This is a genomic window from Acinetobacter sp. A1-4-2, assembly GCF_040233925.1.
Classification (GTDB): Bacteria; Pseudomonadota; Gammaproteobacteria; order Pseudomonadales; family Moraxellaceae; genus Acinetobacter.
In genome coordinates, this window is sequence record NZ_CP157981.1 from 1,639,998 (window position 1) to 1,665,937 (window position 25,940).

The following is a 25,940-nucleotide window of genomic DNA, read 5'->3' on the forward strand; positions in this document are numbered from 1 at the left end:
ACTGAGGAATAGCATATCTATAATATTCTTATGTAGAGCTTATAAGCGATTTGATATAACAAATTGCTGTAATTTTTTATTGTAATCCCAAGGAGTGACGAGGGTGCGCCAAGCAACAGTTTATATTGATAGAGAAGCCCTTCAATATAATTTAAACCGTGTCAAACAACTTGCACCGACTGCTCAAATTGTCAGTATGGTCAAAGCCAATGCTTATGGACATGGAGTCAAAGACTGTTTAGCAGCCTTGGGTGAAACGGATGCTTTTGGTGTCGCCTGCCTGGAAGAAGCTTTAGAAATTCGTGAACTTGGCTATAAGCAACCGATTACCCTCATTGAAGGCATTTTTTCTGAAGATGAAATGCAGGTGGTGATAGAGAACAATATTGAATGTGTAATCCATCACCATCAGCAACTTGATTGGTTACGAGCACATAAAAATGCTTATATTGGCAAAAAATTAAAAGTTTGGGTCAAGCTGAATAGCGGTATGAACCGTCTTGGTTTTAAAGTACCTGAAATTATTGAAGTAATTGATTCGCTTAAAGCTGAGGGTTTTACTTGTGTACTGGCCATGCACTTTGCCAATGCCGATGCCAACCATCCTTTAAATGAACAACAAAAAAATCAGTTCCTGCAAGTGAAACAAGCTTGTGCGCCCGTGATGGGCTCTTGCTGTAATTCCGCTGCCATTTATAAATGGCCTGAACTGCATTTTGATTTTGTCCGTCCAGGAATCATGCTTTATGGTGCATCACCATTTGCAGATCAATCCGTCCATGATTTAGGACTTAAACCGGTCATGACTTTTACGGCTGAAATTATTGCCCTAAACCACATTCAGGCAGGTGAACATGTCGGTTATGGCTCCACCTTTACCGCTGACAAAGACATGGACCTCGCTATCGTTTCAATTGGTTATGGAGATGGCTACCCTCGTGCCTTCCCTAAACAGAACTATGTATCTATTAACGGTCAAGCGACCAGTGTGATTGGTCGCGTTGCCATGGACATGATTGCCATTGATGTGACCGGTATGGATGCTCCGCTTGGAACTGAAGTTGAACTCTGGGGTAAAAACCGTCTGGTTGATGAGGTTGCCGAAGCCAATGGTACCATCGGTTATGAGCTACTCTGTCGTTTAAGTGCACGTCCTATAAGGAAATAATATTTTAAATCCCAATAAAAAACCCAAGCTTGTACTTGGGTTTTTTACAATCTCATAACTGCTTATTACTCTAGATAATCATCAGTCGGGATTGGCAATTCCTGTAAGCCACGGCGCAAAGTATCTGACCACTGTTTACTGAGTTTCCAGAAATAGGGATCTTCTTCATAAATTCGTTTGCCATTCGGAATATGCAAAGAATCTTTTCTATACACGACCGTATCAAGTGGCATCCCTACAGAAACATTAGAACGCAAGGTAGAATCAAAAGAGATTAAACAACAGCGTACGGCTTCATCTAAAGGCATTTCATAAATTAAAGCCCGGTCGAGTATGGGCTTGCCATATTTACTTTCACCAATCTGAAAATACGGAGTATCTTCTGTGGCACAAATAAAATTGCCTTGCGGGTAAATATTATACAGTTGCATTTCTGACCCTTGAATCTGCCCGCCCAGCAAAATGCTGCAATAATAATTACTTTGTTCATGCGTGTGAGCATCTTCAACCACATCGGCAATCACTTTTTTCAAGGTGTGCCCCACCAGTTCCGCCATCTCAAACATAGTATTTACACTATATAAATTCGGTTCCTGTTTAAGTTCCAGATGGTTGTTTAAGTGACCAATCACTGCTTGAGTTGTGGCTAAATTCCCTGATGTCTGGATGGTTAAAAACCGTTCTCCTTCCACACCAAAGATATAGAGCTTGCGAAATACCGAGATGTGATCAACTCCGGCATTGGTACGGGTATCACTTACAAAAACCAGGCCGTCTTTTAACCGTAGCGCACAACAATAAGTCATTAGAAACTCCTTATGACTTTAAAATTTTCAGCAAGCGAGCACTTGAACAATAGAGCTCATGGATTCAATACCTCCACGCTCTCGTATACCTCGCACTGGCGCAACATCCCAGTAATCCCGGCCTATGGCGACATATATATGTGCATTAGGCGTAAATAACTGGTTGCTGGTATCAAAACAATACCACGTATTTTCAAAAAAAACCTCTGCCCAAGCGTGACTGGCAAGATGAGAGGTATAGGGTACAAATAAATAACCTGATACATAACGTGCCGGCAAGCCTAAATATTTACACATGGCAATAAAGACATGGCTGTGATCCTGACATACACCCTGTCGGCATTGAAAAGCCTCGATTGCAGAGGTATGAACCGAAGTTTGCTTAGGTGTATAGGGAATATAATTCAAGATGGCTTCAGACAGCACAATCAAGTTAGCCCGATTAATGCGAGGAACATAGCAATCTGCAAAACTTTTCATGTCGGCATTGCACAGCGTACTTGTGGTAGGCTGCAAAAATAATTGTGGATTGATGTCAGTAGCAACTCCAGATTGCGTATCAGGGTTAATCTCGACAATGCCCTGTGCCATGATAGTCATTTGGCTGTAAGGCTGGCGCTGCGAACTGGTAATCCAGATATTGTTAAAGGCATCGTTTTTTATTTCTTTTTGTCCTGGCACGCTGACATCCCAGCAATGCACCTGCTGATGGGCATTACTGGTCGGCGTCATTTTAATATACTGAATGCTGTTACAGGCATGATCACTATATTGATAATGCGTTTGGTGATTGATCATCAACTTCATACATCCACCTCAAACAGCTGTTGAATATGATCACTAAAGTGATAAAAATTCATACTATCCGGGTTTAATTTAAGCTGCTGCCAGGCAGCATCCAGCTTATCCCAGCCAATCTGAGCCAGCAGATCAACAATTTTATCAATATTGTCTAAAGTTGTGTTTTGTTGCTGTTTTAGACGAATTTGTCTGTCCAACTGCTCAATATTCTGTCCCAAACTAAAAAACAGAAACACATCTGCCGATTCAGCCTCTATCACATCATGGCAATCTGCTGCCACGTCACATATATAGCTCGCATTCGCATGAGCATTTTTAATTAGCTGATTCAGCTCTGCATAAGTCTTGGCTGAAAGTATGCCACGCAAGTCCTGTATGTTGTCTTTGGCATATTGAAATTGTTGATGAAAAGACGACGGCTGTTCAGCATCCAGCAATAATGCATTGAGTGAACTCGCATCAAAAGCCGGCAAGCAAAAAGCATGGGCATATTGCAATGCCTCCTGATCTTCCACAAACGGAAACTGGCTACAGGTATATTGAATCCGGGTTAAATAACGACCTAACCAAAAAATGTGCTGAGCATTACTATTTAATAAAATCATGATTTCCTTCCCATGGTTAAAGGTCTATGAATGCAGATTATCGACAACCCAGGTGTCTTTAATGCCACCACCTTGTGAAGAATTCACCACTAGCGACCCTGCCTGCATGGCTACCCGTGTCAAGCCACCCGGTACAATCTCGGTTCGATATGGTGAGCTAAGGACGAATGGGCGCAAATCGATATGACGCTCTGCCACGCCAAAATCGGTTAAAGTCGGGCAAACCGATAAATCTAGCGTCGGCTGCGCAATATACAAATGCGGTGCCGCACTAATTTTGTCTCTAAAAGATTCAATCTGGCTGTTTGAGGCATGTGGGCCAATCAACATTCCATAACCGCCTGAACCCTGTGCTTCTTTCACCACCAGTTGTTCCAGATTGGCTAAGACGTATTCCAGATCTTCACTTTCCCGACACAGATAAGTCGGTACATTTTTTAAAATGGCCTGCTCGCCCAGATAAAAATGGATCATTTTATCCACGTACGGATAGATCGATTTATCATCAGCCACTCCGGTACCCGGCGCGTTGGCAATCACCACATTGTGATTTAAATAAGCTGACATTAAGCCAGGCACACCCAAGGTGCTATCCGGCAAAAAGCATAAAGGATCGAGATATGCATCATCGACTCGCCGATAAATTACATCAACCCGCTGTCTGCCACGAATCGTTTTGACATAAACCTTATCGTTCTCTACAAAAAGGTCACGTGATGTCACTAAAGGCACATCCATTTCCCTTGCCAAAAAGGAATGTTCATAATATGCGCTGTTATAACGACCCGGAGTCAAGACCACAATAAAAGGCTTATCTACATAGGCATTTTCAACAAGGATCTCTTTGAGTAACTGAGGATATTGTTCAATACCCAAAACGTTATTTTGCTGGAACAGCTGTGGCATTATTTTTTGGCTAATTTTCCGGCTTTCCAGCATATAAGACACACCGGATGGCGTTCTTAAATTATCTTCCAGCACATAAAATTCACCATGACGGTCACGGATAATATCGATCCCACTGATTTGACTGTAAATTTTTCCTTTCAGGTCATGTGCATACATATGTGGCTGATAGGCTTCATGAGCCAACACCTGCAACTCAGGCACAATATTGGCTTTCAAAATGTCCTGTTGATGATAAATATCATGTAAAAATAAATTCAGCGCGCGCACTCTTTGTGCACAGCCAAGTGACACCTTGTTCCATTGTTTTTTTTCAATGACACGCGGGATCAGATCATAAGGAATGGTTCGTTCAATTCCTTCCGATTCCCCATAGACGGTAAAAGTAATACCATCATATAAAAAATGCTCCTTGGCGGTCTGGTTAAGCGACTTTAACTCTTCCAAGGTATGCTGTGATAACCAATGTTCTATCTTTTGGCAGGTTTCCCCGGACATGGCTCGATCATCAACCAGCTCATTAAAGAAATGTGATTTGAACTGTTGAAATAATGCATTTACCTTATTTTGTGGCTTTACTTGATTTACCGTAGTCACGCTACTATTAGTCCCGATATCACTGTGAGCAAAATTTTCTAATAAAGAAATTGAATTTGTATCTTGATTCTCTTTAAGCATACAAACCTCGTCATTGTTTTCTATTGTGATTAGACTCCAGCAATAAACATGCCAATCATTCTTTAAGTTATTGAGCTATGATGATTTTATGCATTCAACATCATTTTTTGCATAAATCTGGAGCAAAATATGCAGAGTTACAGACGCCCATGCTTGCGAAAATAATTCAGTTTTTTTATTGTGTTCATCATTTAATGGATATATAAACACTCTACTGGTTCTTTAATTTTAGTTATGTCTTCACAAGAAAAAGAAACATCAAATAGCCTGTATCGTCAGTGGCAAATTTTATCTCGTCTTTCTACCGGGAAATGGATGGGCACCCGTGAATTACAGGAAATTTTGCAGCGTGAAGGCATTGATATCAGCCTGCGTACCATTCAACGTGATTTAAATCAGATCTCGCTACGTTTTCCGATTGAAAGCAGTAAAACCGTGCCTCAAGGCTGGCGCTGGCGTTCAGATGCGCCTATTCAAAGTTTGCCGCATATGACCAGCTCGCAAGCGGTCACCTTTATGATGGTCGAAGAACATTTAAAACACCTGTTGCCGCCTAGCCTGATTGAAGAGATGAATCCATGGTTTGATCTGGCACGTCGCAGCTTGTCGACCCAAAACAATGTACGCCAATGGATTAACCGTGTGCGTATTGTCCCGGCGACTCAACCGCTGATTCCCCCTGTCGTCGACAAACTGGCACAACAAGCCATTTATGAAGGCTTGCTGCAAGACAAACAGCTGGAATGTGTTTACCAGGGACGCAGCCATTCTGGCGAAGAAAAAACCTATATTTTAAATCCCTTAGCGTTGGTACAAAAAGGTGCGATTATTTATTTGATTTGTACCCGCCATGATAAAACCGATATTCAGACCTTTGCCCTGCATCGTTTTAAATCGGCTGTGGTGCTAAATTCGCGCGCGATGCATCCGGTTAACTTTGATATTGATGCCTATATTGAATCCGGTGCCTTAGGCTTTAGGGTCGACTATAACAAACCGACCCAAAATGTGACATTAAAATTGACCATGACAGAAGAAGATGCACATTACTTTGATGAAAGCCAGCTCAGCACGGACCAGGTGATTGAAAAATTAGAGAATGGTTTGGCCCAAGTCATTGCAACCGTACCTTTCACTTCACAACTGGCATGGTGGTTAAGGAGTTTTGGCAACAAGATTCAGCACATTGAGCCGATTGATGTTTCAAATGCAGTTCGTCAAATCGCAGATGAATAAAAGCACTGAAATAAACAATAAAAAAAGTCCCAATCTTTGGGACTATAGAAGAATATTTCTGCTTGGATCTATTTTTAGTATTGTCTGGTAGGCTTCTAGAACATCAAGCTTTATTTTCTCACCCCGACACAAAGCTTGATGGTGACGGATTTTACACGTGGAGAAAAACATATTGTGCTCTAGCACGCCAGTTCTCCGCTGTTATAGCGAATGGATTTCATCGTCATATAAATTACCTCTGTGGCTTAGATAAAACCAATGTAATTCAAACTCTCCGCTTTGTGAAAGCATAAGATCAGCAGTGTTAATCTGATTATTGATTAAGTATTTATTCTGAATTTCTATTTCCCTATGTTTATATATTCTTCTGTAGTGTTCAGTCCGACTTTCATTAAATTCAAGAATGCCTGTACTCTCAACCTTAACAGCTAAGATTTACTCTTACCTGCTTTTAGTGGTTTTACAAATCAGAACTTGTACAGTGTATATAAAATAGGCAAATTCATATTATGAACCATTTGATGGAAACATGAAAATGCCAGTTCCAGCCCAAGCCGTCAGACATAGACTTTTAAATACTTTTTTCTCACGATACTCGGTCTGGTTTAGCTGTATTTTTATTACCTTAACGATTAGCTGGTTTCGAATTATCTATGAGCCTCAATCTATTCATTATTTTCTTTCCGATCCCTTTCTGAATTCTTTATGGCTGATCTCAGGAATCCTGACCCTTGTTGGTGTATATGATATCTTGCAAAATCAGCATTCAATCCTGAAAAATTATCCCATCATTGGACATTTTCGTTTTATTTTTGAAGAGTTTCGTCCTGAAATCCGGCAATATTTTATTGAAGACGATCAGGATGCCCTGCCTTTTTCACGGATGCAACGCAGTCTGGTTTATCAACGTGCCAAGAATAAAAATGCCGATAAACCGTTTGGTTCCCTGATTGATGTCTATCAGCAAGATTACCGTTTTATTACCCATTCCATTACACCATGCAAACCTGCCGATCCTGAAAGCTTCCGTATTCAAATCGGCAATGATCAGTGTCGACAGCCCTATAACGCCTCCATTATGAATATCTCCGCCCTGAGTTTTGGTAGCCTGAGCGCCAATGCGATTCGGGCGTTGAATCTGGGGGCGAAAATGGGCAATTTTTACCATGATACGGGTGAAGGCAGTATCAGTCCTTACCATCTGGAAAATGGCGGAGATATTGTCTGGGAACTCGGCAGTGCCTACTTTGGCTGCCGTACTCTGGAGGGTCAGTTCGATCCAGAAAAATTTACCAAGCAAGCACGATTACCGCAAATCAAGATGATAGAAATCAAGTTGTCTCAAGGGGCAAAACCGGGTCATGGCGGAATTTTGCCTAAAAGCAAAATTTCAGAAGAAATTGCCCAGATACGCGGAGTGAGTCGGGAACATGATTGCGTATCTCCAGCACAACATTCTACATTTAGCACTCCGATTGAAATGATGCATTTTATACAGCAACTGCGTGAACTGTCTGGCGGTAAACCGGTGGGCTTTAAACTCTGTATTGGCCAGCCTTGGCAATTCATGAGTATCGTCAAAGCCATGCTTGAAACTCAAATTGTGCCGGACTTTATTGTGGTAGATGGCTCTGAAGGTGGTAGTGGTGCTGCCCCGATTGAACTGATTGACCATGTGGGTACGCCTTTACGTGAAGGTTTACTGTTTGTCCATAACACCCTGGTCGGTGCAGGTTTAAGAAATCGAATCAAGATAGGCACAAGCGGTAAAATTATCAGTGCATTTGACATTGCCAGCACCATGGCGATTGGGGCAGACTGGGTCAATTCAGCACGTGGCTTTATGTTTGCCGTAGGCTGTATTCAGGCGCAAAGTTGTCATACCAACCAATGCCCGGTTGGTGTTACCACCCAGGACCAGGAACGGCAAAAAGCCCTGCATGTTCCCAGCAAAGCAGTTCGTGTTTTGAATTTTCAAAAAAATACCCTGCGTGCCTTATCCGAAATGATTGCAGTCGCAGGCTTAAAACATCCAGCGGATATCAAGCCGCATCATTTAGCCCAGCGCATTAATGACCGGGAAATCAAGAACTATGCCCAGTTGCACTTCTGGTTAAAAGAAGGTGAATTACTCAACTGCAAAGCTGAGGATACTGAAAACTTCTATTATCGCATCTGGAATTTAGCCCATTCGGATAGATTTTAATCACGGCACAAATTCAGAGAGACTTATTTTAAATGCTAATCTAAGAATAATAAAGAAGAGGCCATGTGGCCTCTTTTAAGTGTGAATGCAATAGAGAATATCAATAATAACCAGATGAGCTTTGAGCATGTAAAAAAGCTGGAATCAAACCGGTTAAGGCCGCACGAATATCAGCACGTTCATTAATCAACTGATGTGACCCTTCTTCGAGCATCAATAAGGTCTGTAAACGGAACTTGCGACGAATAAACTCAATGTTATAACGCCAGTCTACAGTCTGATCCTGCGCACCTTGTGCCAGCCAGACGGGAATGCGGCAAGCAGGACGCGCTTCCATTTCCTGCATCCATTTTGACATGGCCAGAATCCAGTCCATTCCCATCATACGGGGCTGTAATGGATCTTTTAAACGGACAAAACGTAAAAACTCAGGATTATGATTATTACGTCTAAAATGCCGTGGTACCTGACGCTTAATGCGTCGGATAATACCCAGACCGACCGAATTATGCCACCATGCCGACTTGGCAGGTCGAAGCAGCGGTGAAAGCAGTAACACACGGTCTACATAAGGGTTTTCACGACGCTGGGCAAATTCCAGCAAATGATGCATCCAGATGGCACCACCGGTACTTTGCCCGATGCCTAACCAGGGTTTCGGTAATTGCTCGGCATTTTTAATGTAGTGATAAACAGCATGTAATACCTGCTGGTAATGATCAAAATTCTTGATATTTGCCGGCGAACCGTCACTGAGGCCATGACCGGGCAAATCATAGGTAATGACACTAAAACCCTGTTCCAGTAATTCACGAATAATCGGCTGGTAAATCCCGCTATGTTCCAGGTAGCCGTGCAGTAAAAATACCGTACCTCGTATTTTTGGTAAGGCAATTTTTTCCAGATTCGGTTGAAATACCTGTACATGCAATTTAAACAAAGGCATTTGTACATAACCTTGCCAGTGCTCACAGTCCAGCAAATGCAAACCATATAACTTGCGATAGGCCTGAATTTCGACTGAAGGGTGATAAGGCTGGTTCAGATTCAATGCTTCAAGTAATTGAGGTGTGGTTTCACGACTTGGAACGGGTAAATCCAGCCGTTTTAAAATGGCAGGATTTAAAAATGGAATATCAGGCATTAAGGTACCTCTCGGCAATCACTGGAACCAAACCAGATATCACGAATAGTGGCTAACATTTCATAATTGGCACGGCGACTATGATCATAATTCTGTTCACTTGGACGCCACCGGGTCAATTGAGTCGGCATGGGTGCTTCTACGGGTACAGTTTCAATACCATTTAAGGCAAATAAACGACGGGTCCGCGGCATATGATAACGGTCGGTAATCAAAATCACCCGTGGCGCTCCACCTTTTTTTTGCAATAGCAATGAGCTAAAACGCGAATTTTCACAGGTATTCATGCTGCGGTCTTCCAGCAGTTTCGCATCGACATTATATGCTTTTAACCAGCGCTGCATATACGGTGCTTCAACACCACTCAGCACAATCGGTAAACGGTACTGTTGTTCTATTTCTAAGGTTTTTTCCAGGCGCAGACGGGTATATTTGTTTACCACAATATCCTTGCTATTTTTATCTAGCGTCAGCCCACCTCCCAAGACCACAATCGCATAAGGTTTAGAACTTTGAGGCTGTGCTTGTTCATTTTGCTCATGAATCAGGGCAATATCCTGATAAATGCTTTCGTCTACCGGTTCTTCAGCGACCTTTTCCGGTTCTATTTCATGCGTGCGCAGAAAATCCAGATATTTTTCCATTAAGGCTTTATTTTCAGTACTGTTCAAATCCAGCAAGTCTTTAACGGTTTGAGTTGGATCTTCTGCTTCAGAGGCAGCTTCGACCGGATTTGCCAGCAGCGGAATTTGCGGTTTGTCCTGTTGTTCTTTTTCCTGGAGTTGTGCATCTTCAATCGTTTGTTGCAAGGCTTTATAACGCGCTTGAATCAATACCAGATCCTGTGAATTATGGCTTTGTATCGCCTCTTCCATCAATTTCAGATAGGCCTGACGGGCAATCCAGACTTTAGAACCAGGTTCCAGATCTTCATGTTCACTTAAAGCTGCCATTTGCTGGCTTTTTGCCGCGACCTGATTCACTTCTACAGGCACAAAACTGTTTAATGCACTCACCACCCAACCAGAATAAAAGGGTGAATAAAGCAAAACCATGAAACAGCCGAACAGTACAAATAGCACTGAAGCAATTTGTACCAGTCGAACCATCCAATGTGATTTCGCCATTGTCTTTTATTCCATATGTGAACGAATTAAGCCTGTTTCATCAAACAAGACTGGTTCCGGTTCTAACAAAATATCAAATTTTTGCTGCACATCGTGTTGTACAGCATGATAGGTGGTCTGAACATCTGCCAGATTGGCCTGATCATAATTGACCAGTACCAAAGCTTGCTTATGGAACATACCCACCACACCCAGTCTTTTACCCTTCCAGCCGGATTGATCGATCAACCAACCTGCTGCAATTTTAACCCCACCTTTGGCCTGAGGATAATGGGGCAAATTCGGAAATGTCTGTGCCAAATGGTCAAAAAGCTGTTCTGAAATAATCGGATTTTTGAAAAAACTTCCCACATTCGGATATTCTTTTGGATTTGGCAATTTACTTTGACGAATCTGAATGACTTGTTTTTGCAGGTTTTCAGCCGTCTGTTCTTCACCTAGTGCCTGCTTGAGATCACCATAATTCAACATTAAATGGGCTTGCTTAAGCAACTTAAAAGTCACATGAGTAATCACAAAACGGTTCGGGTCATCTTTAAAAATACTGTGCCGATAGGAAAAATCACAATCTTGAGCCAGAATGGTGCTGAATTGTTCCAGCTGACGGTCATAAACTTGAACCGACTCGATGAACTCGCCCGCTTCTACTCCATAGGCACCAATATTCTGTACCGGAGATGCACCGACCAAACCTGGAATAAGTGCCAGATTCTGTAGGCCATATAAATGATTTTCTGTAGTCCAGAGTACGAAATCATGCCAGATCTGACCAGCACCCACGCGAATGGTTTTGCTGTAATCATCTTCAGTCACATATTCAATGCCCTGAATGTCCATATGAATCACAAGCGCATGGATTTTTTCCGGCAAAAGCATGTTGCTGCCACCGGACAGAATCAAAACATTTAACTGCTGTTGTTGGGCATAATGTAAGGCATCCACCAATTCAGCTGTAGACTGAACTTTGCAGTAATGCGATGCGGTTGCATCAAGACTTAAGGTATTAAAAGGCTTAAGTTGAATTTGAGTTTGAATATTCATGTGCTTAAACCTTTATTTAACATCGATCTGTTGTTTGAACTGTTGTTTAAAAATACTGACCCAACCCAAGCTGCTCGATTCACACTGATCGAGTACACGCTCAAACCCATTTGCTCCGCCATAATAAGGATCTGGCAAGGCCTGTTTGGGATAAGTTTGATCGTATTCACTCATCAATGCAATTTTTACCCGAATCTGGTGGGCCGAATATGCGGTTTGAGTCTGTTTTAAAAGCATTTGAATATTGAATAAATTTTCATGATCCATCGCCAGAATAAGATCAAATTCAAGAAAATCTTGCGCTTTTAACTGGCGCGCCCGTAACGATGATAAATCATAGCCCCGTTTTAAGGCATGTTTCTGGCTACGCTCATCCGGTGCTTTTCCGGGATGGTAATTACTGGTTCCTGCAGAGTCGATCATAATATTCAGTTGCTGTTTATCACAAAAATGTCTAAGAACAACTTCTGCCGTAGGAGAGCGACAAATATTTCCTAAACATACACATAACACCTTATAGGGCGTTTTGGATGACATAACAACCTCAATTACTGCTTTATTTTCAGGTGTCTTATGTTAAGTTATTTACAGGATGAATCCTATAGAACACTAAAACAATAATCTTGAATTTGATATCAAAAAGGAAGCAATAGATGAGCCATTTTCAATTTCAAACCGTCTCGAATATTATTTCAGGACTGGGCTCGATCTATGAGTTAAAGCCATTATTGCAACAACAGACGTATAAAAAACTGCTGCTGATCACCGATTCAGGCATCATTCAGCAGCAACTGCATATGCCGATTATTGAAATTTTAGAAACCATTCGACTGCCCTATGCAATTTATTCAAACGTTCAGGCTGATCCTCCTGAACATATTGTATTGGACGCCGTAAACTTCGCCAAGAATGAAAAAGCAGACATCATCTTAGGTTTTGGTGGTGGCAGTTCACTGGATGTTGCCAAAGTGATCGCGATTTTGGCGCATCCTCAGCAAACGCAAAGTCTGCAAGACTTATATGGTGTAAATAATGCCAGAGATCCCCGATTGCCGCTGTTTTTAGTTCCTACAACGGCCGGTACAGGTTCCGAAGTCACTCCCATCTCGATTGTCACTACAGGTGAAACTACCAAAACCGGCATCGTTGCTGCAGTTTTATTTGCCGATGTCGCCATTTTAGATGCGACTTTTACCCAAAACTTACCTGCACATATTACCGCGGCAACAGGTATTGATGCGATGGTGCATGCGATTGAAGCCTATACCTCAAAAGTCAAAAAGAATCCCTATGCCGACATGTTAGCTAAACAGGCTTTAAGATTACTCAATAAAAATCTAAGTTTAGTCTTAGCAGATGGGCAGAATTTAGAAGCACGTCAAAATATGCTAGTTGGATCAATGCTCGCCGGACAGGCCTTTGCCAATGCTCCTGTGGCAGCAATCCATGCACTTGCCTATCCCTTAGGCGGACATTTTCATATTTCACATGGCCATAGCAATGCTCTGGTTTTGACCGAAGTATTAAAATTCAATGCACCAAATGCCAAACAATACTATGCTGAGCTGATGTGCTGGTTGGACCCGAAAAGTACTGGCAGTACAGATGGTTTATGTGATTTATTTATTGATCATATGCAAAATCACTTAGACCAAAGTGGCCTGATTTTAAAGCTGAAAGATTTAAATGTTCCTGAAAATATGCTGGATCAATTGGCAAGTGATGCGATGCTGCAAACTCGGCTGTTGCAAAATAACCCGCGTGACCTGATTCAACAGGATGCACGGGAAATTTACCAAGCTATTTATGCATAAATTTCTATTTATATTTGTGATAAAACAAGATTTAAGTGATATCAAAATAATCCTAGAATAATTTATTACAGGTCATCCCATTTTATTGAGATGATCTATTTTTTCACTTGTATTTTTATGGACTTCACAGTAAAAACAAATGAAATCATCAAAACAACTATGCCAATGAAACAAATACCCAAACATCGTACCGATTTTTCATATTTTTACCTATTCAAACCCGCTGGTCCGATAATGATATTTATGGACACGTCAACAATGTGACTTATTACAGTTATTTTGATACAGCTGCCAATGCCTTACTGATTGAAAAGGCCGACTTTGATATTCGCTATTCGCCCGTGATTGGCTTGGTGGTCGATTCGGCATGTAGCTTTTTTCAGGAACTGTCTTATCCTGAAATCATTGAGGTTGGCGTAGCTATTTCGAAACTGGGAAATTCATCCGTACAATATGATTTAGCGATTTTTAAACAGGGTCATGAGGTGGCTTCTGCACAGGGTCATTTCGTGCATGTATTTGTAGATCGTAAGACACGAAAAAGCACCCCGATTCCAATTAAAATACGGGATGCTTTATATCCATATAATGTGAATGAATAAGCTTATTTGAGCTGGATATTCTGTATTTTACCCTCAAAGTTTTGCAGAAGTTCTTTGACTGCAGGTTCGGCATGCAGTAACTCTGCCGCACGTGCATAGGCTTTTTCCTTACGCTCAGATTGCATGCTATACGGCGTTGTGGTTGCTACATCTGCATAATGAACCTGAAAATGGGTGCTCGACCATTCCATTTTTAAGGCATGCTCCAAGGCATACTGTAACTGGGTCAACAGTGCTTCATATTGTTTTGGAATATGGAAGATTGAATCACCATTAATTTGCCCCATCATCACGCCATGTTGAGCCAATTCTTGGACTGCCGGTGAAAGATCACTGTTACGGAACCAATACTCCCATTTATCCACCGTCCACTCGCCTTCAAGAACTTGAGGCTTTAGTTTTAGAATATCTTGTGGCATCAAGGTTGAAGCCGTTGCATCTGCAATCGCTGGTTTATCATTGGACGTTTGGGCTAGATTCACTTCAACATGGGGAGTTGCTGCAGGAGCTAAATCAAATAATGAATCTTGTGCTGTTTCTTCTATAGGTTGCTGAACTTGTACCCGAACTTCCGCTAGAGCTTTGACAGGCGTTGATTCATTGGCTGCTAAAGGTACTAAGGGTACTAGTTCATCAAACAGAAAATCATCGCTGCTGCTTTCATCAGCTGTAGTGCTTATTGCTTCAGGCTCATCATCAAAGCCAAATAATGCATCGTCACTGGGTAGATCGAAGATAATTTTTTCTGACTGTGCTTGATCCGGATTCAATGGAACATTTGATGTAGTAGATAGAATTTCATCTTCTACCGTGTCCTGTTCCAAGAAATCATCCGAACTTGGTTCATTTACGGCAACAGATTGAGCTGTAACTTCATTAAATGGGTCATCATCATACTGAGCATCATCAAAATCATCATATACAGCTGCTGATTCAACAGGTGTGTCCTGTTCTACCATTATATTTTGAGCTGCTTGCTGCTGAACCTCATGTTGAATCGACTGTTGTACTACAGGCTGAACGCTCGGTGTAACAACTTGTTGTACTTGTGATAGCGGAACTTCATTGGGCTGTAATGGACGGAACGCCAATAAGCGCAATACGCACATTTCAAAGCCCTGCTCTTGCGTCACCGCCAGTTGCAGGTCAGCACGGCCTTTACAGGCCACCTGATAATACAACTGTAAATCTTGTGCTGAAATGCATTGAGATAACTGCATAATCTTTTGATTGATTTCAGCACTGTATTTTAAGCTCAGTTCGGGCAAATACTGCAATAATGCCAGTTCATGCAAGGTTGAAATCAACTGATCCAGAACCAGTGACACATCCAGCGCCTGTTGTCTAAATTGCATGAGCAATTCACTGACACGGGCTTTCCGGTTTTGGTGAATGGCTAGAATCAGATCATAAATAATGGTACGGTCAATCAAGCCTAGCATGTCTTTAACATCCTGATGCTGGATTGCGCCCTGACCATAGGCAATCGCCTGATCGGTTAAAGATAAGGCATCACGTAATGAACCCTGAGCAGATTCGGCAATTTGCCAGATGGCATCCTGTTCGGCCTGAATCTGTTCTTTTTGCAGAATATCCGTCAAATGTGCAGTAATTTCATCTACGGCAAGTGGACGCAAAGTAAATTGCAAGCAACGGGAAATCACGGTAATCGGCAGCTTTTGTGGATCGGTTGTAGCAAAAAGGAATTTTACATGCTCGGGTGGTTCTTCTAATGTTTTCAGTAAGGCATTAAAGGAATGCGTCGAAAGCATATGCACTTCATCGATCAAGTAAACCTTAAAACGACCTTGCGTAGGCGCATAGGGAACGTTATCTAACAATTCACGTGTATCTTCAACTTTGGTACGTGATGCCGCATCAATTTCAATTAAATCGATAAAACGGCCTTCATTCACCGCTTTACAGGTTGCACACACTTCACAAGGCGTTGAGGTCACGCCAGTTTCGCAGTTCAGACATTTCGCCAAAATACGGGCAATGGTGGTTTTACCTACTCCGCGCGTCCCGGTAAACAAATACGCATGATGCAACCGACCACGTTCCAAGGCACTCGTCAGTGCGCGCGACACATGGTTTTGCCCCACCAATTCATTAAAATTACGTGGACGGTATTTTCGTGCAAGTACTTGATACATGTATGCTCCTTTTTACAGGTCTAAGCATACTGTTTTTTTATAAAATAGTGAAATAAATGGCGGAGGTATGAACAATAAAAATCTTGTATTCTGCCGAAACAAAGACGAAATTTTTATTTATACATTCAATAAAATTAGCTCAGTTTTCCCAAAAGAAAATCACTTTGCATCTGGTAGCTTTTACCGCTTTGATCTTCACGAATTTCAAGAACTTTTTCATCTAAATTTACATAGAGTAAATTACGTGTTGCCACATTGATCAGCTCAATTCTTTGCTTTGATTCATCTGTAAAACGCAGCTTACCTTTCAAGGTTTCGACTTCACTATGACCACTTAAACTTTCACGGGTTAAGGTATAGGTTTGATCTTCATACAATGCCAAAGTCACAGCCATACCTGGACAATCTTCGCAACGGGATAAACAGCTCATGCACGGTGTTGTACCCTCATATTCTCCTGCCGACGCTGCCAGTTGCTTTTGCGATTCTATAGATGCCTTACCTTGCGTATTCGATTGGTTGGCATCCTGACATCCCAATAATGCAGTACTTGCCAGCAAAGGAATTAACACGACATTTTTCATGAAATATCAACAGCAGCTAGAATCTCAGGCAAAGTAGCATATTTTCCCGTTATTTTCCTCAGCAACATGTTGCAAATTAAAACCAACCCTTACGACCTGCCAAGATACGATCCGCGCAGCGTAGTGTTTCCTGGGTCAAGCCCCACAGCCGGTAATCGCCTGTGATGGAAGCCGTGGAAAAATTATGGGTATAGGCAAAACTTAAACCACGCTCCGGGTCACACCATGCACCAGAGCCATTAAAGCCCATATGCCCAAACCCTGATGATGATTTACCTAAAGTTAAAATCCGGTGATAACCCAACCGCCAATGCATAGGTAACGGCATAATCCGGTCACGTCGAGTGTACTGAATTTGGCTTAACTGCTTAAAGATTTCAGTGCCTATCAACTGCTCCCCTTGCCACTCCCCGCCATTGGCAAGCATGGCATAAATTCGAGCTAGGCTATTGGCACTAAACACACCTGTTGCCGCAGGAATTATAGCTTGTAAACCTTGATCACTAAAAAAGCTGAAATTTTTCATTCCTTTTGGAATCATCGCATCCTGAAAGTCTTGAGGTTTTTGGCCAGATAACTCCAATAATTTATCGAATGGAGATACTTTGCGTGCCTGTGCAGGTTTTACTTTAGGTTTGGAATTTTGAAGCTTATCTTTTGAAACTTTTTGTTGAGGAATAATCCGGGCAACTTCAGCCAGTTTTTCCTTAGGTACACCAAAATAGGCAGCATCTAATTGCAATGGTTCAACTAGATATTGTTGCATCAGTTCCGCCAGTGTTTTACCTGTGGCTTTTTCCAAAACACCACCGACTTGCCAGCCAAAGGTTAAGGGCTGATATGCTGCATCTGTCGCCACTGCAAACCGTGGTTTGGCCTGGGCTATAACAGCAAGCATATGTGACCAGTCTGCCATTTCCGAGGCATCAGCAACAAGATTGCGAATATCATATAAACCGCTTTGATGACTCAGCATATGCCTTAAAGTAATTTTATCTTTACCCTGTTGGGCAAATTCAGGCCAGTAAGTTGCTACTGGAATATCATAATCAACAAAACCTTCACTGACTAAAATATGCGCTAAGGTAGATAAAACCCCTTTCCCGGTGGAATAGCATAGCGACAAGGTATTTGCTTGCCAGCTTTCGGTTTCAGACTTTTTCCCGGTCCAGATATCAACGACTTTTTGACCCTGAAAATAAATCACCAGAGCAGCGCCACCTAACTCTGTCCGTGCATCCTGCATCCGGCTGAACTGTCTGGCAAGGTCGATAAACGGTTCATCGACGTGACCCTGATAATTTGCAGTATTGGCAAAAAGGTAATCTTTTAGTTGCTGCATCCTTCCATCCCTAGAAATCTGTTTTCCATGAGCTTAAAACAAAAAAGCCTAAATCGACAGTGACTTAGGCTTTGGTCTTAAAGTGCTTTGACACTTCCCGTGACATGCGGTTTTTTATTTTTACTGTTTCGGATGACAAACTCGGTATCTTGTCCTTCCTGAGCAGTCAAGAACTCCACTTTTGAAGGAAGATACATCGGCAGTTTAAACCAGACATCAGCTTCATAGGCATCTGGCAAAGTTAAGCTGGCCAGTGCCTTCGCCTTACTCCACATACCATGGGCAATTGCCTGTTTAAAACCGAATGCTTTTGCCGTGATCGCATGGATATGAATCAGGTTAAAGTCACCAGACGTTAAAGCATAACGGCGACCGGTATTTTCAGATACATTCCATTCGGCATTGAGTTCATAGGCTGGCGTTTTATTGTCTACCAGTTTAGGAGTAGCTTTAACACTGGTTTTTTGACGGGCTAAATAGGTAGTTACCCCTTCCATCACCACGTCATTGCCGACTTTCGCCGTGGTCATAAAGTCAAACTGCACGCCCTTATCATGCGGTTGCACATCACCAAACTTGCAGGACAATGTTAATGCTTCATTGGTGCCCACTTTGCGGTTTTGTTTAATCTGGTTGCGAATATGTACCAGACCTAAAATTGCAAATGGGAAAGTCTCAGTCGTCATCATATGCATTTGCAGGCTTTGCGATAGCACCGCTAAATAAATTGCAGAAATATAACCATTATTTTTGAAGCCGCACACTTCATTATAGGCTTTAAGATGCTTTTGATCGACCTTGAATGAATCCACCACATATTCAACTTGCGGCAGCACTTGTTCACCTTTAGGCTTTTTAAAAATCAAGCCTTGAATCACTTTCGGATAGGCTAAATAAGGTTTTGGAAGTTGACTAAAATGGCGAGTATTCATACTGAACCTTTGAGAAGTTTTTCTAATTTATTTAATGGAGTTCTCTCTCCCAGAGGGAGAGAGCTAGAGAGAGGGTTAATAATATATCCCCTTATCTCCCTCTCCTAAATCCTCTCCCCAAGGGAGAGGACTTTAATGTGTTAAGCCCCTAACAAGCTTTGACCACACACACGAACCACGTTACCATTTAAACCTGTAGACGCTGAAGATGCAAATAATGCAATCGTTTCAGCAACATCCACAGGTAAACCACCTTGACTCATTGAGTTCATACGGCGACCTGCTTCACGAATCGCAAATGGAATTGCCGCTGTCATTTGCGTTTCAATGAAGCCCGGTGCCACGGCATTAATGGTTACGCCATTTTTCAAAATAGGTGCCGTGAATTTCACCACACCAATCACGCCCGCTTTAGAAGCAGCATAGTTGGTTTGCCCTAAATTACCCGCAATACCTGAAATTGACGATACGCAAACAATACGACCGTTGCTGTTCAAACCTGCATTTTCAATAAGGTAATCATTGACACGCTCAATTGCAGACAAGTTAATGTTGATCACCAAATCCCAAAGCTCTGGTTTCATATTGGCCAAAGTTTTGTCACGGGTAATTCCGGCGTTGTGCACGATAATATCCAGACCGCCCTTCGCCGCTGCTGCAGCCTTAATTTTTTCACCGGCATCCGCAGCCGTGATGTCAATTGCTAAAGTTGAACCACCAATGGCACCCGCAACACGGTCCAGATCCGCCTGCTGTTGGGGAACGTCCAGGCAAATGACATGTGCGCCATCACGTGAAAGTACATGGGCAATTGCTTCACCAATCCCGCGGCTTGCACCAGTGACTACAGCAGTTTTACCAGCAAGAGGTTTGGCCCAGTCTACATCGATAACTTCTGCTTTAGAAACCCGAATGACTTGACCAGACACATAAGCAGAACGCGGAGATAATGCAAAACGTACTGTAGATTCAAGGTTTGCTTCAGCACCTTGATCGACATAAATCAGGTTTGCCGCTATACCTTTCTTAAACTCTTTACCGATAGATTTTACAAAACCTTCAAGTGCACGTTGGGCAATGGCCTGTTTTACCGTTTTTGCAGTCTCAGGGCTAATCCCTACAACGATGACACGGCCTGAAGCCTGGATTTGGCGCGCAATCGGGTTAAAGAAGTTATAAAGTTCTTTTAGCTGTTCAGAGTTTTGGATACCAGATGCATCAAAAATGACTGCTTTAAATTTAGACTCTTTATCGCCCGGGTGAAAAGCGCCCAGATTTAAACCTGTTTTTGCAGCTGCTTGCTGTAATTCGGAGTTGTTACCTGCGTAGCTATTGGCATGAATATTGGCCAGAACCTGTGCGATTGCACCAGATAATGTACTTGATGATGCAGCACCAAATAACACCGCCCCTTTCACTACAGGTGTCGCAGACTCAAAACGCTCTAAAAAAGTTGGCGATGGCAAGCCTAAATTTTTGATGACAAATTTACCAATAGGAGATTTTGCAAAGGTTTGGTATTGATCAGTCATGTTTATTATCTCTCATACAAATTAATTTTTGATGGTTTTGAAAATATCTTTTTAACTTCAATATGATGTCAGGCACTTATATTTCAATACATCCATCAGTTTCCATAGAATCATACTTGAGTTAAATTATAGATGTCTTGACCTGAATGGTTTGCCTAATGTCATTTTAGTCAATTCAGCTGTTTTTAGATTGTGTTAATGTACACGCCAAGAATACTGTAAAATGCTTGGAAAAGCCTGATGAGCAAAACAACTCAAGAAAATCCGGCAGTCGATAATTCTGCTACGGAAACTGTGTCAAAACCATCAAAAAGTACTGCGCGCACAACTAAAACTTCTGGCCCGGCGGCCACGCCAGCAGATGCTACGCCTAAAACACCCCGTACCCGTTCCACATCGGCACGTAGTAAAACTACAGCTTCAACGAAAATAACACCCGAATCTACACCTCAAACGTCTGTTCAACAGGATAACACCATGAGCCAAAACACAGTTCGCCGCGTTGCAATTATCGGTGGTAACCGTATTCCTTTCGCCCGTTCAAACGGTGCTTACTTTACTGCTTCTAACAGCGACATGTTTACTGCAGCATTAAATGGTCTGATTGAGCGTTTTAATTTACAAGGTCAACGTTTAGGCGAGGTCGTTGCCGGTGCGGTTTTAAAACACAGCCGTGACTTTAACATGACCCGTGAGTGCGTGTTAAATACTGAACTTGCTCCAGAAACACCTGCTTACGATATTCAGCAAGCCTGTGGTACAGGCTTGCAAGCAGCATTCCAGATTGCCAACAAAATTGCACTAGGTCAAATTGAAGTGGGTATTGCGGGTGGTGTAGATACGACTTCTGATGCGCCAATTTCTTTCGGTGATGGCTTACGTAAGGCATTACTTGAACTGAACATTGCAAAAACCGCGAAAGACCGTTTAAAAGCATTAACCAAAATTAATATTAAAGACTTGATGGATGCTCCTAAAAACGGTGAGCCACGTACCGGTCTTTCTATGGGTGACCATCAGGCGATTACTGCACTTGAATGGGGTATTTCTCGTGAAGCACAAGATGAACTTGCTGCATCGTCACATCAAAAAATGGCGGCTGCATACGAAGAGGGTTTCTTCGATGACCTGATCACACCATTCCTCGGTTTAGAACGTGACAATAACTTACGTGCAGATTCTTCTGTAGAAAAACTTGCAAAACTTAAACCGGCTTTTGGTAAAGGTGATGCACGTACCATGACTGCGGGCAACTCAACTCCACTCACTGATGGTGCATCTTGTGTATTGTTAGCTTCTGAGGAATGGGCTAAAGCCAATGGTCACGAAATTTTAGCTTACTTAACATTCCAGGAAACTGCAGCAGTTGACTTTGTTGAGAAAAAAGAAGGCTTGTTGATGGCACCTGCTTATGCCGTTCCACGTATGCTCGAACGTGCTGGTCTTACCCTGCAAGATTTCGACTACTATGAAATTCATGAAGCATTTGCATCACAGGTTCTTTCTACCCTTAAGGCATGGGAAGACCCAAAATTCTGTAAAGAACGTTTAGGCTTGGATGCTCCACTGGGTTCTATTGACCGTAGCAAATTGAATGTGAAAGGTTCATCTTTAGCAGCGGGTCACCCATTTGCAGCAACTGGCGGCCGTCTTATCGCTACTGCAGCAAAACTGATTAACCAAAAAGGTTCAGGCCGTGTTTTAGTCTCGATTTGTGCTGCGGGTGGTCAAGGTGTAACAGCAATTATTGAAAAATAATCTGAATCTTTGGTTCAGGAAAGCTCCTCGAGTGAGGGGCTTTTTTATTATCATCTTATTATTTGGCTATTTATATGCTCACTAATATCTTGAATACGCGAAAATACAAATAAGATGAGTGTCTATCAAAAACCATGCATCAACCATGCTTTTTAGATCACAGATTTAAATCAGGCTGTAGATTTCACATGATGACTAATGTTCAATTTAGCTTCAATATAGTCATAACACCACTGGAAAATAAAAGTATAGACCAGAATACACAGGGTCATACTCAAGTCAGTCAAAATCGCCTGCCAAATTGACATCTCCAAAGCATAAGCCACCATTGGAATGGTCGCCAGCATCAAACCACCTTCAAAACCAATGGCATGTAAAATACGTACACCGACTGTTCTTTTCAGTTGACGTTTGGCTTCAAAGTTTTCAAAAAAATGATTGAAAGTCATATTCCAAATCACGGAAGTCACGGCCATTGCAACACCTAAGCTACCGGTCACCTCCATAGGCATTTCAAAAATAAAGCTTAATGCAATTGCAATGATCACCAGTAGGATCGTTTCATAGCTTAGCGCATGGATTATCCTTCTTCTGAAAATCAACATTTTAAAACTCTTTCATTTGAAAGCAGACATTTTATTTTGATAATATTGATTAATCGAATTAGATTCTTTCAAAAGTTTTGATAAATGAATATTAATCAAGAACAACTGATCATTTTTAAAACAGTGATTGAAAGCGGTTCATTTTCTGCGGCTGCCAGACAGCTCGGCAAAGTACCTTCGGCAGTTAGTATGTCGATTGCCAACCTAGAAGTTGATCTCAATTTAACCCTCTTCACCCGTGCTGGCCGTGAGCCTGTACCGACCCCACAAGCGCTGACCTTGTATGAAAAAACCGAACAACTGTTAATTGAAATCAATCAATGGAAACAGCAGGCTTTTGCCCTGAGTCAAGGTCTGGAATCTGCTTTAAATATTGTGGTGGTCTCTGAACTATTGCACACAAAGTGGATTGACTATATTTCATTGCTGGAAAAACAGTTTCCTGAACTGCAAATCAATATTTTTTCAGCTCCGCAGGAAGATGCACTAAAAATGCTGCTCAACCAGACTGCGCAATTGGCCTTAATGTTTGAACGTGAACAGCTGGAAACACGTGAACAGTTTGTCGAACTCAAGCGCGAGGCCTTGGTGCCTGTTACAGCTATTGATTCCCGATTAGCCAGATTTGAACAGGTGAGCTATGAGCAAATTTTGCAAAGCCGGCAAATTGTGGTGGCAAGTCGCGACCGCAGCATCAAGCCGGAATTGTTATTTTCAAAAAAATACTGGCGTACAGACAATCATTTATCTGCCTGTGCCATGATCCAGCAGGGTCTGGGATGGGGAGTTTTACCTTTAGAAATGCTAAACCAGAATCCGCATATTCAACAACAACTTAAGATTCTTAACTTTCTGGATTTCACCCCAAAATTTGAATATTTTGTTGATCTGGTCTGGAGTCGTGAAAGCCAGCTGGGTGCGGCTGCTCATTTTTTGATTAATCACATCCGAAATTCAAGAAAAAACATAAAATAGACAGGCCTTATACGCGCTTTTTACTTTGGATAACAGTAGATTGTGATATAACAAATAAACGGGAAATAACTTTAAGAACCAGACGACAATGACTCAATCAGCCTTAAATCAATTAAAAAACCTTACTACCATTGTTGCCGACAGTAGCGATTTTTCCGCAATCGAAAAATTTCGCCCTCTTGATGCAACAACAAATCCTTCACTGATTACAGCTGCAGCGAATCAGCCTGAAAATAAGGAACTGATTGAAGCTGCCTTTGAACAGGCGAAATCTGAAGGTTATAGCGGCGATCTTCTGGTTGAACGTACCATCGATATCCTGACAGTCAAGTTTGGTGTGGAAATTCTGAAACTGATTCAAGGACGTGTTTCTACCGAAGTCGATGCAGCACTTTCTTACGATACTGAAGGCACCATTGCCAAAGCCAAAGAACTTCTGGAATTATATAAAACCTATGGTATCGATCAGAACCGTATCCTGATTAAAATCGCTTCCACCTGGGAAGGCATTCAGGCAGCCAAAGCATTAGAAGCTGAAGGCATTCATTGTAACTTGACCCTGTTATTCGGCTTGCGTCAGGCTCAAGCCTGTGCGGACGCCAATGTCACCCTGATTTCCCCTTTTGTCGGCCGTATTCTGGATTGGTATAAAAAAGCGGAAAATGTCGATCATTATCCAATTGATAAAGACCCGGGTGTACTTTCAGTCAAACAGATTTATCATTTCTACAAGCAGCATTGCATCAAAACAGAAGTAATGGGCGCAAGTTTCCGAAGTATTGATCAGGTACTTGGATTGGCTGGCTGTGATCTGCTTACCGTTTCTCCTAACCTTCTGGCAGAACTGGAACAGGACCAGCGTGAAGTGGTGGCCCAGCTTAGCAACGATCATACCCAAGCCCATTGCCAGCATCAGGTTGAGCCTTTAACCCAAGAAAGCTTTAAAGCTCAGATTGAAAAAGATTTAATGTCTTCTCAACTGTTACAAAGCGGCATTGACGGATTTATTAAAGCACGTGAACAGTTAAATACCTTACTGCGCCAATCTTTCGGCCTGGATGCTGAAATTAAAGCTTAATTTATTCCTATCTTTCCCTAAAAAAAGCCGATTTTGTTATAGTGAACAGGTCGGCTTTTTTGATGATTTGAGAGTATATTTTGTTCGGCATAACCGATCTTAGCACCTATATTATTGGCACTACCCTAATCGTATTACTACCCGGTCCAAATTCACTGTATGTGATGTCCATCGCTTCACGTTTCGGTATTAAAGCCGGCTATAAAAGTGCTTTTGGTGTCTATACCGGCGACCTGATTTTAATTCTACTGACAGCATTGGGTGCAGCCTCATTACTGCATGCTTTACCTTGGGTATTTACCTTACTGAAGATTATTGGTGCAATTTACTTAAGTTATTTGGGCATAAAATTGCTGATTGCTGCCTATCACAGCTGGAATGTCCTGCACTCCACAACACAAATAGCAACAGTAGAAAAAAATATTGAACAGCTGCAACCCTTTAAAACAGCATTAACCATCAGTATTTTAAACCCCAAAGCCATTTTATTTTATTTGTCCTTTTTTGTGCAGTTTGTCGATCCGGCCTATCCTTATCCGGCCATTACCTTTACTGCACTTGCAGTCATCTTGCAGATCATTAGCATGAGTTATTTAACCATCCTGATTTTTTCCGGTGCAAAACTGGCATCTTATTTTACTTCGCGTTATAAAGTAACGGCCTCATGTGTAGCAGCTGTGGGACTGTTATTTTGTGGTTTCGGGATTAAACTCGCGACCTCAACCCTGTAGTTCTACGGTCTAAAGAAGCAAATTAAACCTGTAAAAAGCCTATAAATTGAGGCAATAATTTCTTTCCGCTTATTAACCACAGGCGTATGATTATTACACTTTTCAAATTTTAA

Annotated in this window: 23 protein-coding genes; 9 read left to right on the forward strand and 14 right to left on the reverse strand. The window is 41.9% G+C overall.

Annotated features, from left to right (window positions below; translation table 11 throughout):
* Positions 1 to 103: 103 nt before the first annotated feature.
* Positions 104 to 1,168, forward strand: coding sequence for an alanine racemase (gene alr, locus ABJ384_RS08115; protein ID WP_349926639.1), 1,065 nt, complete (start codon positions 104 to 106; stop codon positions 1,166 to 1,168).
* A 65-nt stretch (positions 1,169 to 1,233) separates the two neighbouring features.
* Here the strand turns inward: alr and ABJ384_RS08120 are convergent, their stop codons facing one another.
* From ABJ384_RS08120 to ABJ384_RS08135, 4 genes are read right to left on the reverse strand one after another with little or no spacing between them, the layout of a single operon-like run.
* On the reverse strand, positions 1,234 to 1,974 hold the full coding sequence (locus ABJ384_RS08120; RefSeq protein WP_086197263.1) for a proteasome-type protease: 741 nt from the start codon (positions 1,972 to 1,974) through the stop codon (positions 1,234 to 1,236).
* A 27-nt stretch (positions 1,975 to 2,001) separates the two neighbouring features.
* Entirely contained in the window at positions 2,002 to 2,781 is a 780-nt protein-coding gene (locus ABJ384_RS08125) for a transglutaminase family protein (protein ID WP_349926641.1), read from the reverse strand.
* The gene (locus tag ABJ384_RS08130; protein ID WP_349926643.1) at positions 2,778 to 3,380 is read right to left on the reverse strand and encodes an alpha-E domain-containing protein; all 603 of its coding nucleotides are present in this window, start codon (positions 3,378 to 3,380) and stop codon (positions 2,778 to 2,780) included. Before ABJ384_RS08130 ends, ABJ384_RS08125 begins: the two co-directional genes overlap by 4 nt.
* A 24-nt stretch (positions 3,381 to 3,404) precedes the next feature.
* A complete protein-coding gene (locus ABJ384_RS08135) occupies positions 3,405 to 4,964 on the reverse strand; it encodes a circularly permuted type 2 ATP-grasp protein (protein ID WP_166168961.1) in 1,560 nt (519 codons plus the stop codon).
* A 234-nt stretch (positions 4,965 to 5,198) separates the two neighbouring features.
* Here ABJ384_RS08135 and ABJ384_RS08140 point away from each other — a divergent pair, with 234 nt between their 5' ends.
* Both ABJ384_RS08140 and ABJ384_RS08145 read left to right on the forward strand, forming a co-directional pair.
* Entirely contained in the window at positions 5,199 to 6,200 is a 1,002-nt protein-coding gene (locus tag ABJ384_RS08140) for a WYL domain-containing protein (protein ID WP_349926645.1), read from the forward strand.
* 535 nt (positions 6,201 to 6,735) lie between these two features.
* Entirely contained in the window at positions 6,736 to 8,406 is a 1,671-nt protein-coding gene (locus ABJ384_RS08145; protein ID WP_349926647.1) for an FMN-binding glutamate synthase family protein, read from the forward strand.
* Positions 8,407 to 8,506: 100 nt separating this feature from the next.
* Here ABJ384_RS08145 and ABJ384_RS08150 read toward each other — a convergent pair whose 3' ends face one another.
* From ABJ384_RS08150 to ABJ384_RS08165, 4 genes are read right to left on the reverse strand one after another with little or no spacing between them, the layout of a single operon-like run.
* Positions 8,507 to 9,550 carry an alpha/beta hydrolase gene (locus ABJ384_RS08150; RefSeq protein ID WP_349926648.1) on the reverse strand — a complete coding sequence of 348 codons (1,044 nt, stop codon included), beginning with the start codon at positions 9,548 to 9,550 and terminating at the stop codon, positions 8,507 to 8,509.
* Positions 9,550 to 10,677: an ElyC/SanA/YdcF family protein gene (locus ABJ384_RS08155; RefSeq protein ID WP_086195432.1), complete on the reverse strand. Its 1,128-nt coding sequence runs from the start codon at positions 10,675 to 10,677 to the stop codon at positions 9,550 to 9,552. Before ABJ384_RS08155 ends, ABJ384_RS08150 begins: the two co-directional genes overlap by 1 nt.
* Positions 10,678 to 10,683: 6 nt before the next feature.
* Positions 10,684 to 11,718, reverse strand: a complete 1,035-nt coding sequence (gene murB, locus ABJ384_RS08160) for a UDP-N-acetylmuramate dehydrogenase (protein ID WP_349926650.1) — start codon at positions 11,716 to 11,718, stop codon at positions 10,684 to 10,686.
* Positions 11,719 to 11,730: 12 nt separating this feature from the next.
* Positions 11,731 to 12,255, reverse strand: a complete 525-nt coding sequence (locus ABJ384_RS08165) for a low molecular weight protein-tyrosine-phosphatase (RefSeq protein WP_349926652.1) — start codon at positions 12,253 to 12,255, stop codon at positions 11,731 to 11,733.
* 116 nt (positions 12,256 to 12,371) lie between these two features.
* Here ABJ384_RS08165 and ABJ384_RS08170 point away from each other — a divergent pair, with 116 nt between their 5' ends.
* Together ABJ384_RS08170 and ABJ384_RS08175 are read left to right on the forward strand one after the other, a co-directional pair.
* Positions 12,372 to 13,532 (forward strand): iron-containing alcohol dehydrogenase, encoded by a 1,161-nt coding sequence (locus tag ABJ384_RS08170; RefSeq protein ID WP_349926654.1) that lies wholly within the window; start codon positions 12,372 to 12,374, stop codon positions 13,530 to 13,532.
* Between the two features lie 200 nt (positions 13,533 to 13,732).
* The gene (locus ABJ384_RS08175) at positions 13,733 to 14,134 is read left to right on the forward strand and encodes a thioesterase family protein (RefSeq protein ID WP_349929721.1); all 402 of its coding nucleotides are present in this window, start codon (positions 13,733 to 13,735) and stop codon (positions 14,132 to 14,134) included.
* A gap of 2 nt (positions 14,135 to 14,136) precedes the next feature.
* Here the strand turns inward: ABJ384_RS08175 and dnaX are convergent, their stop codons facing one another.
* The 5 genes from dnaX to ABJ384_RS08200 all read right to left on the reverse strand — a co-directional run bounded on the left by dnaX (position 14,137) and on the right by ABJ384_RS08200 (position 20,680).
* Complete coding sequence (gene dnaX / locus ABJ384_RS08180) at positions 14,137 to 16,290, reverse strand: DNA polymerase III subunit gamma/tau (RefSeq protein WP_349926656.1); 2,154 nt, start codon at positions 16,288 to 16,290, stop codon at positions 14,137 to 14,139.
* A 134-nt stretch (positions 16,291 to 16,424) separates the two neighbouring features.
* Positions 16,425 to 16,874, reverse strand: a complete 450-nt coding sequence (locus ABJ384_RS08185) for a copper resistance protein NlpE N-terminal domain-containing protein (protein WP_349926658.1) — start codon at positions 16,872 to 16,874, stop codon at positions 16,425 to 16,427.
* 76 nt (positions 16,875 to 16,950) lie between these two features.
* Positions 16,951 to 18,216, reverse strand: coding sequence for a serine hydrolase domain-containing protein (locus tag ABJ384_RS08190; protein WP_349926660.1), 1,266 nt, complete (start codon positions 18,214 to 18,216; stop codon positions 16,951 to 16,953).
* 77 nt (positions 18,217 to 18,293) lie between these two features.
* Positions 18,294 to 19,148, reverse strand: a complete 855-nt coding sequence (locus tag ABJ384_RS08195) for a MaoC/PaaZ C-terminal domain-containing protein (protein ID WP_349926662.1) — start codon at positions 19,146 to 19,148, stop codon at positions 18,294 to 18,296.
* A 140-nt stretch (positions 19,149 to 19,288) separates the two neighbouring features.
* Complete coding sequence (locus tag ABJ384_RS08200) at positions 19,289 to 20,680, reverse strand: 3-oxoacyl-ACP reductase (RefSeq protein WP_349926664.1); 1,392 nt, start codon at positions 20,678 to 20,680, stop codon at positions 19,289 to 19,291.
* Positions 20,681 to 20,920: 240 nt separating this feature from the next.
* On the opposite strand from ABJ384_RS08200, the gene ABJ384_RS08205 reads away from it, so the two are divergent.
* Positions 20,921 to 22,438, forward strand: a complete 1,518-nt coding sequence (locus ABJ384_RS08205) for an acetyl-CoA C-acetyltransferase (protein WP_349926666.1) — start codon at positions 20,921 to 20,923, stop codon at positions 22,436 to 22,438.
* A 170-nt stretch (positions 22,439 to 22,608) separates the two neighbouring features.
* On the opposite strand, the gene aceI is transcribed toward ABJ384_RS08205, so the two are convergent.
* The gene (aceI, locus tag ABJ384_RS08210; RefSeq protein ID WP_349926668.1) at positions 22,609 to 23,043 is read right to left on the reverse strand and encodes a chlorhexidine efflux PACE transporter AceI; all 435 of its coding nucleotides are present in this window, start codon (positions 23,041 to 23,043) and stop codon (positions 22,609 to 22,611) included.
* 84 nt (positions 23,044 to 23,127) lie between these two features.
* Between aceI and ABJ384_RS08215 the strand changes: the two genes are divergently transcribed.
* The 3 genes from ABJ384_RS08215 (at position 23,128) to leuE (ending at position 25,827) form a co-directional block, all read left to right on the forward strand.
* Positions 23,128 to 24,018 carry a LysR family transcriptional regulator gene (locus ABJ384_RS08215; protein ID WP_349926670.1) on the forward strand — a complete coding sequence of 297 codons (891 nt, stop codon included), beginning with the start codon at positions 23,128 to 23,130 and terminating at the stop codon, positions 24,016 to 24,018.
* Between the two features lie 88 nt (positions 24,019 to 24,106).
* Positions 24,107 to 25,096 (forward strand): transaldolase, encoded by a 990-nt coding sequence (tal, locus tag ABJ384_RS08220; protein ID WP_349926672.1) that lies wholly within the window; start codon positions 24,107 to 24,109, stop codon positions 25,094 to 25,096.
* A gap of 80 nt (positions 25,097 to 25,176) precedes the next feature.
* The gene (leuE, locus tag ABJ384_RS08225) at positions 25,177 to 25,827 is read left to right on the forward strand and encodes a leucine efflux protein LeuE (RefSeq protein ID WP_349926674.1); all 651 of its coding nucleotides are present in this window, start codon (positions 25,177 to 25,179) and stop codon (positions 25,825 to 25,827) included.
* Positions 25,828 to 25,940: the final 113 nt, after the last annotated feature.

Excerpts from the sequence above, each read along its gene's own strand:
- ABJ384_RS08120 (WP_086197263.1), bottom strand. The coding sequence starts at position 1,974 with ATGACTTATTGTTGTGCGCTACGGTTAAAAGACGGCCTGGTTTTTGTA.
- ABJ384_RS08125 (WP_349926641.1), bottom strand. The coding sequence starts at position 2,781 with ATGAAGTTGATGATCAATCACCAAACGCATTATCAATATAGTGATCAT.
- ABJ384_RS08130 (WP_349926643.1), bottom strand. The coding sequence starts at position 3,380 with ATGATTTTATTAAATAGTAATGCTCAGCACATTTTTTGGTTAGGTCGT.
- ABJ384_RS08135 (WP_166168961.1), bottom strand. The coding sequence starts at position 4,964 with ATGCTTAAAGAGAATCAAGATACAAATTCAATTTCTTTATTAGAAAAT.
- ABJ384_RS08140 (WP_349926645.1), top strand. The coding sequence starts at position 5,199 with ATGTCTTCACAAGAAAAAGAAACATCAAATAGCCTGTATCGTCAGTGG.
- ABJ384_RS08145 (WP_349926647.1), top strand. The coding sequence starts at position 6,736 with ATGCCAGTTCCAGCCCAAGCCGTCAGACATAGACTTTTAAATACTTTT.
- ABJ384_RS08150 (WP_349926648.1), bottom strand. The coding sequence starts at position 9,550 with ATGCCTGATATTCCATTTTTAAATCCTGCCATTTTAAAACGGCTGGAT.
- ABJ384_RS08155 (WP_086195432.1), bottom strand. The coding sequence starts at position 10,677 with ATGGCGAAATCACATTGGATGGTTCGACTGGTACAAATTGCTTCAGTG.
- murB (WP_349926650.1), bottom strand. The coding sequence starts at position 11,718 with ATGAATATTCAAACTCAAATTCAACTTAAGCCTTTTAATACCTTAAGT.
- ABJ384_RS08165 (WP_349926652.1), bottom strand. The coding sequence starts at position 12,255 with ATGTCATCCAAAACGCCCTATAAGGTGTTATGTGTATGTTTAGGAAAT.
- ABJ384_RS08170 (WP_349926654.1), top strand. The coding sequence starts at position 12,372 with ATGAGCCATTTTCAATTTCAAACCGTCTCGAATATTATTTCAGGACTG.
- dnaX (WP_349926656.1), bottom strand. The coding sequence starts at position 16,290 with ATGTATCAAGTACTTGCACGAAAATACCGTCCACGTAATTTTAATGAA.
- ABJ384_RS08185 (WP_349926658.1), bottom strand. The coding sequence starts at position 16,874 with ATGAAAAATGTCGTGTTAATTCCTTTGCTGGCAAGTACTGCATTATTG.
- ABJ384_RS08190 (WP_349926660.1), bottom strand. The coding sequence starts at position 18,216 with ATGCAGCAACTAAAAGATTACCTTTTTGCCAATACTGCAAATTATCAG.
- ABJ384_RS08195 (WP_349926662.1), bottom strand. The coding sequence starts at position 19,148 with ATGAATACTCGCCATTTTAGTCAACTTCCAAAACCTTATTTAGCCTAT.
- ABJ384_RS08200 (WP_349926664.1), bottom strand. The coding sequence starts at position 20,680 with ATGACTGATCAATACCAAACCTTTGCAAAATCTCCTATTGGTAAATTT.
- ABJ384_RS08205 (WP_349926666.1), top strand. The coding sequence starts at position 20,921 with ATGAGCAAAACAACTCAAGAAAATCCGGCAGTCGATAATTCTGCTACG.
- aceI (WP_349926668.1), bottom strand. The coding sequence starts at position 23,043 with ATGTTGATTTTCAGAAGAAGGATAATCCATGCGCTAAGCTATGAAACG.
- ABJ384_RS08215 (WP_349926670.1), top strand. The coding sequence starts at position 23,128 with ATGAATATTAATCAAGAACAACTGATCATTTTTAAAACAGTGATTGAA.
- tal (WP_349926672.1), top strand. The coding sequence starts at position 24,107 with ATGACTCAATCAGCCTTAAATCAATTAAAAAACCTTACTACCATTGTT.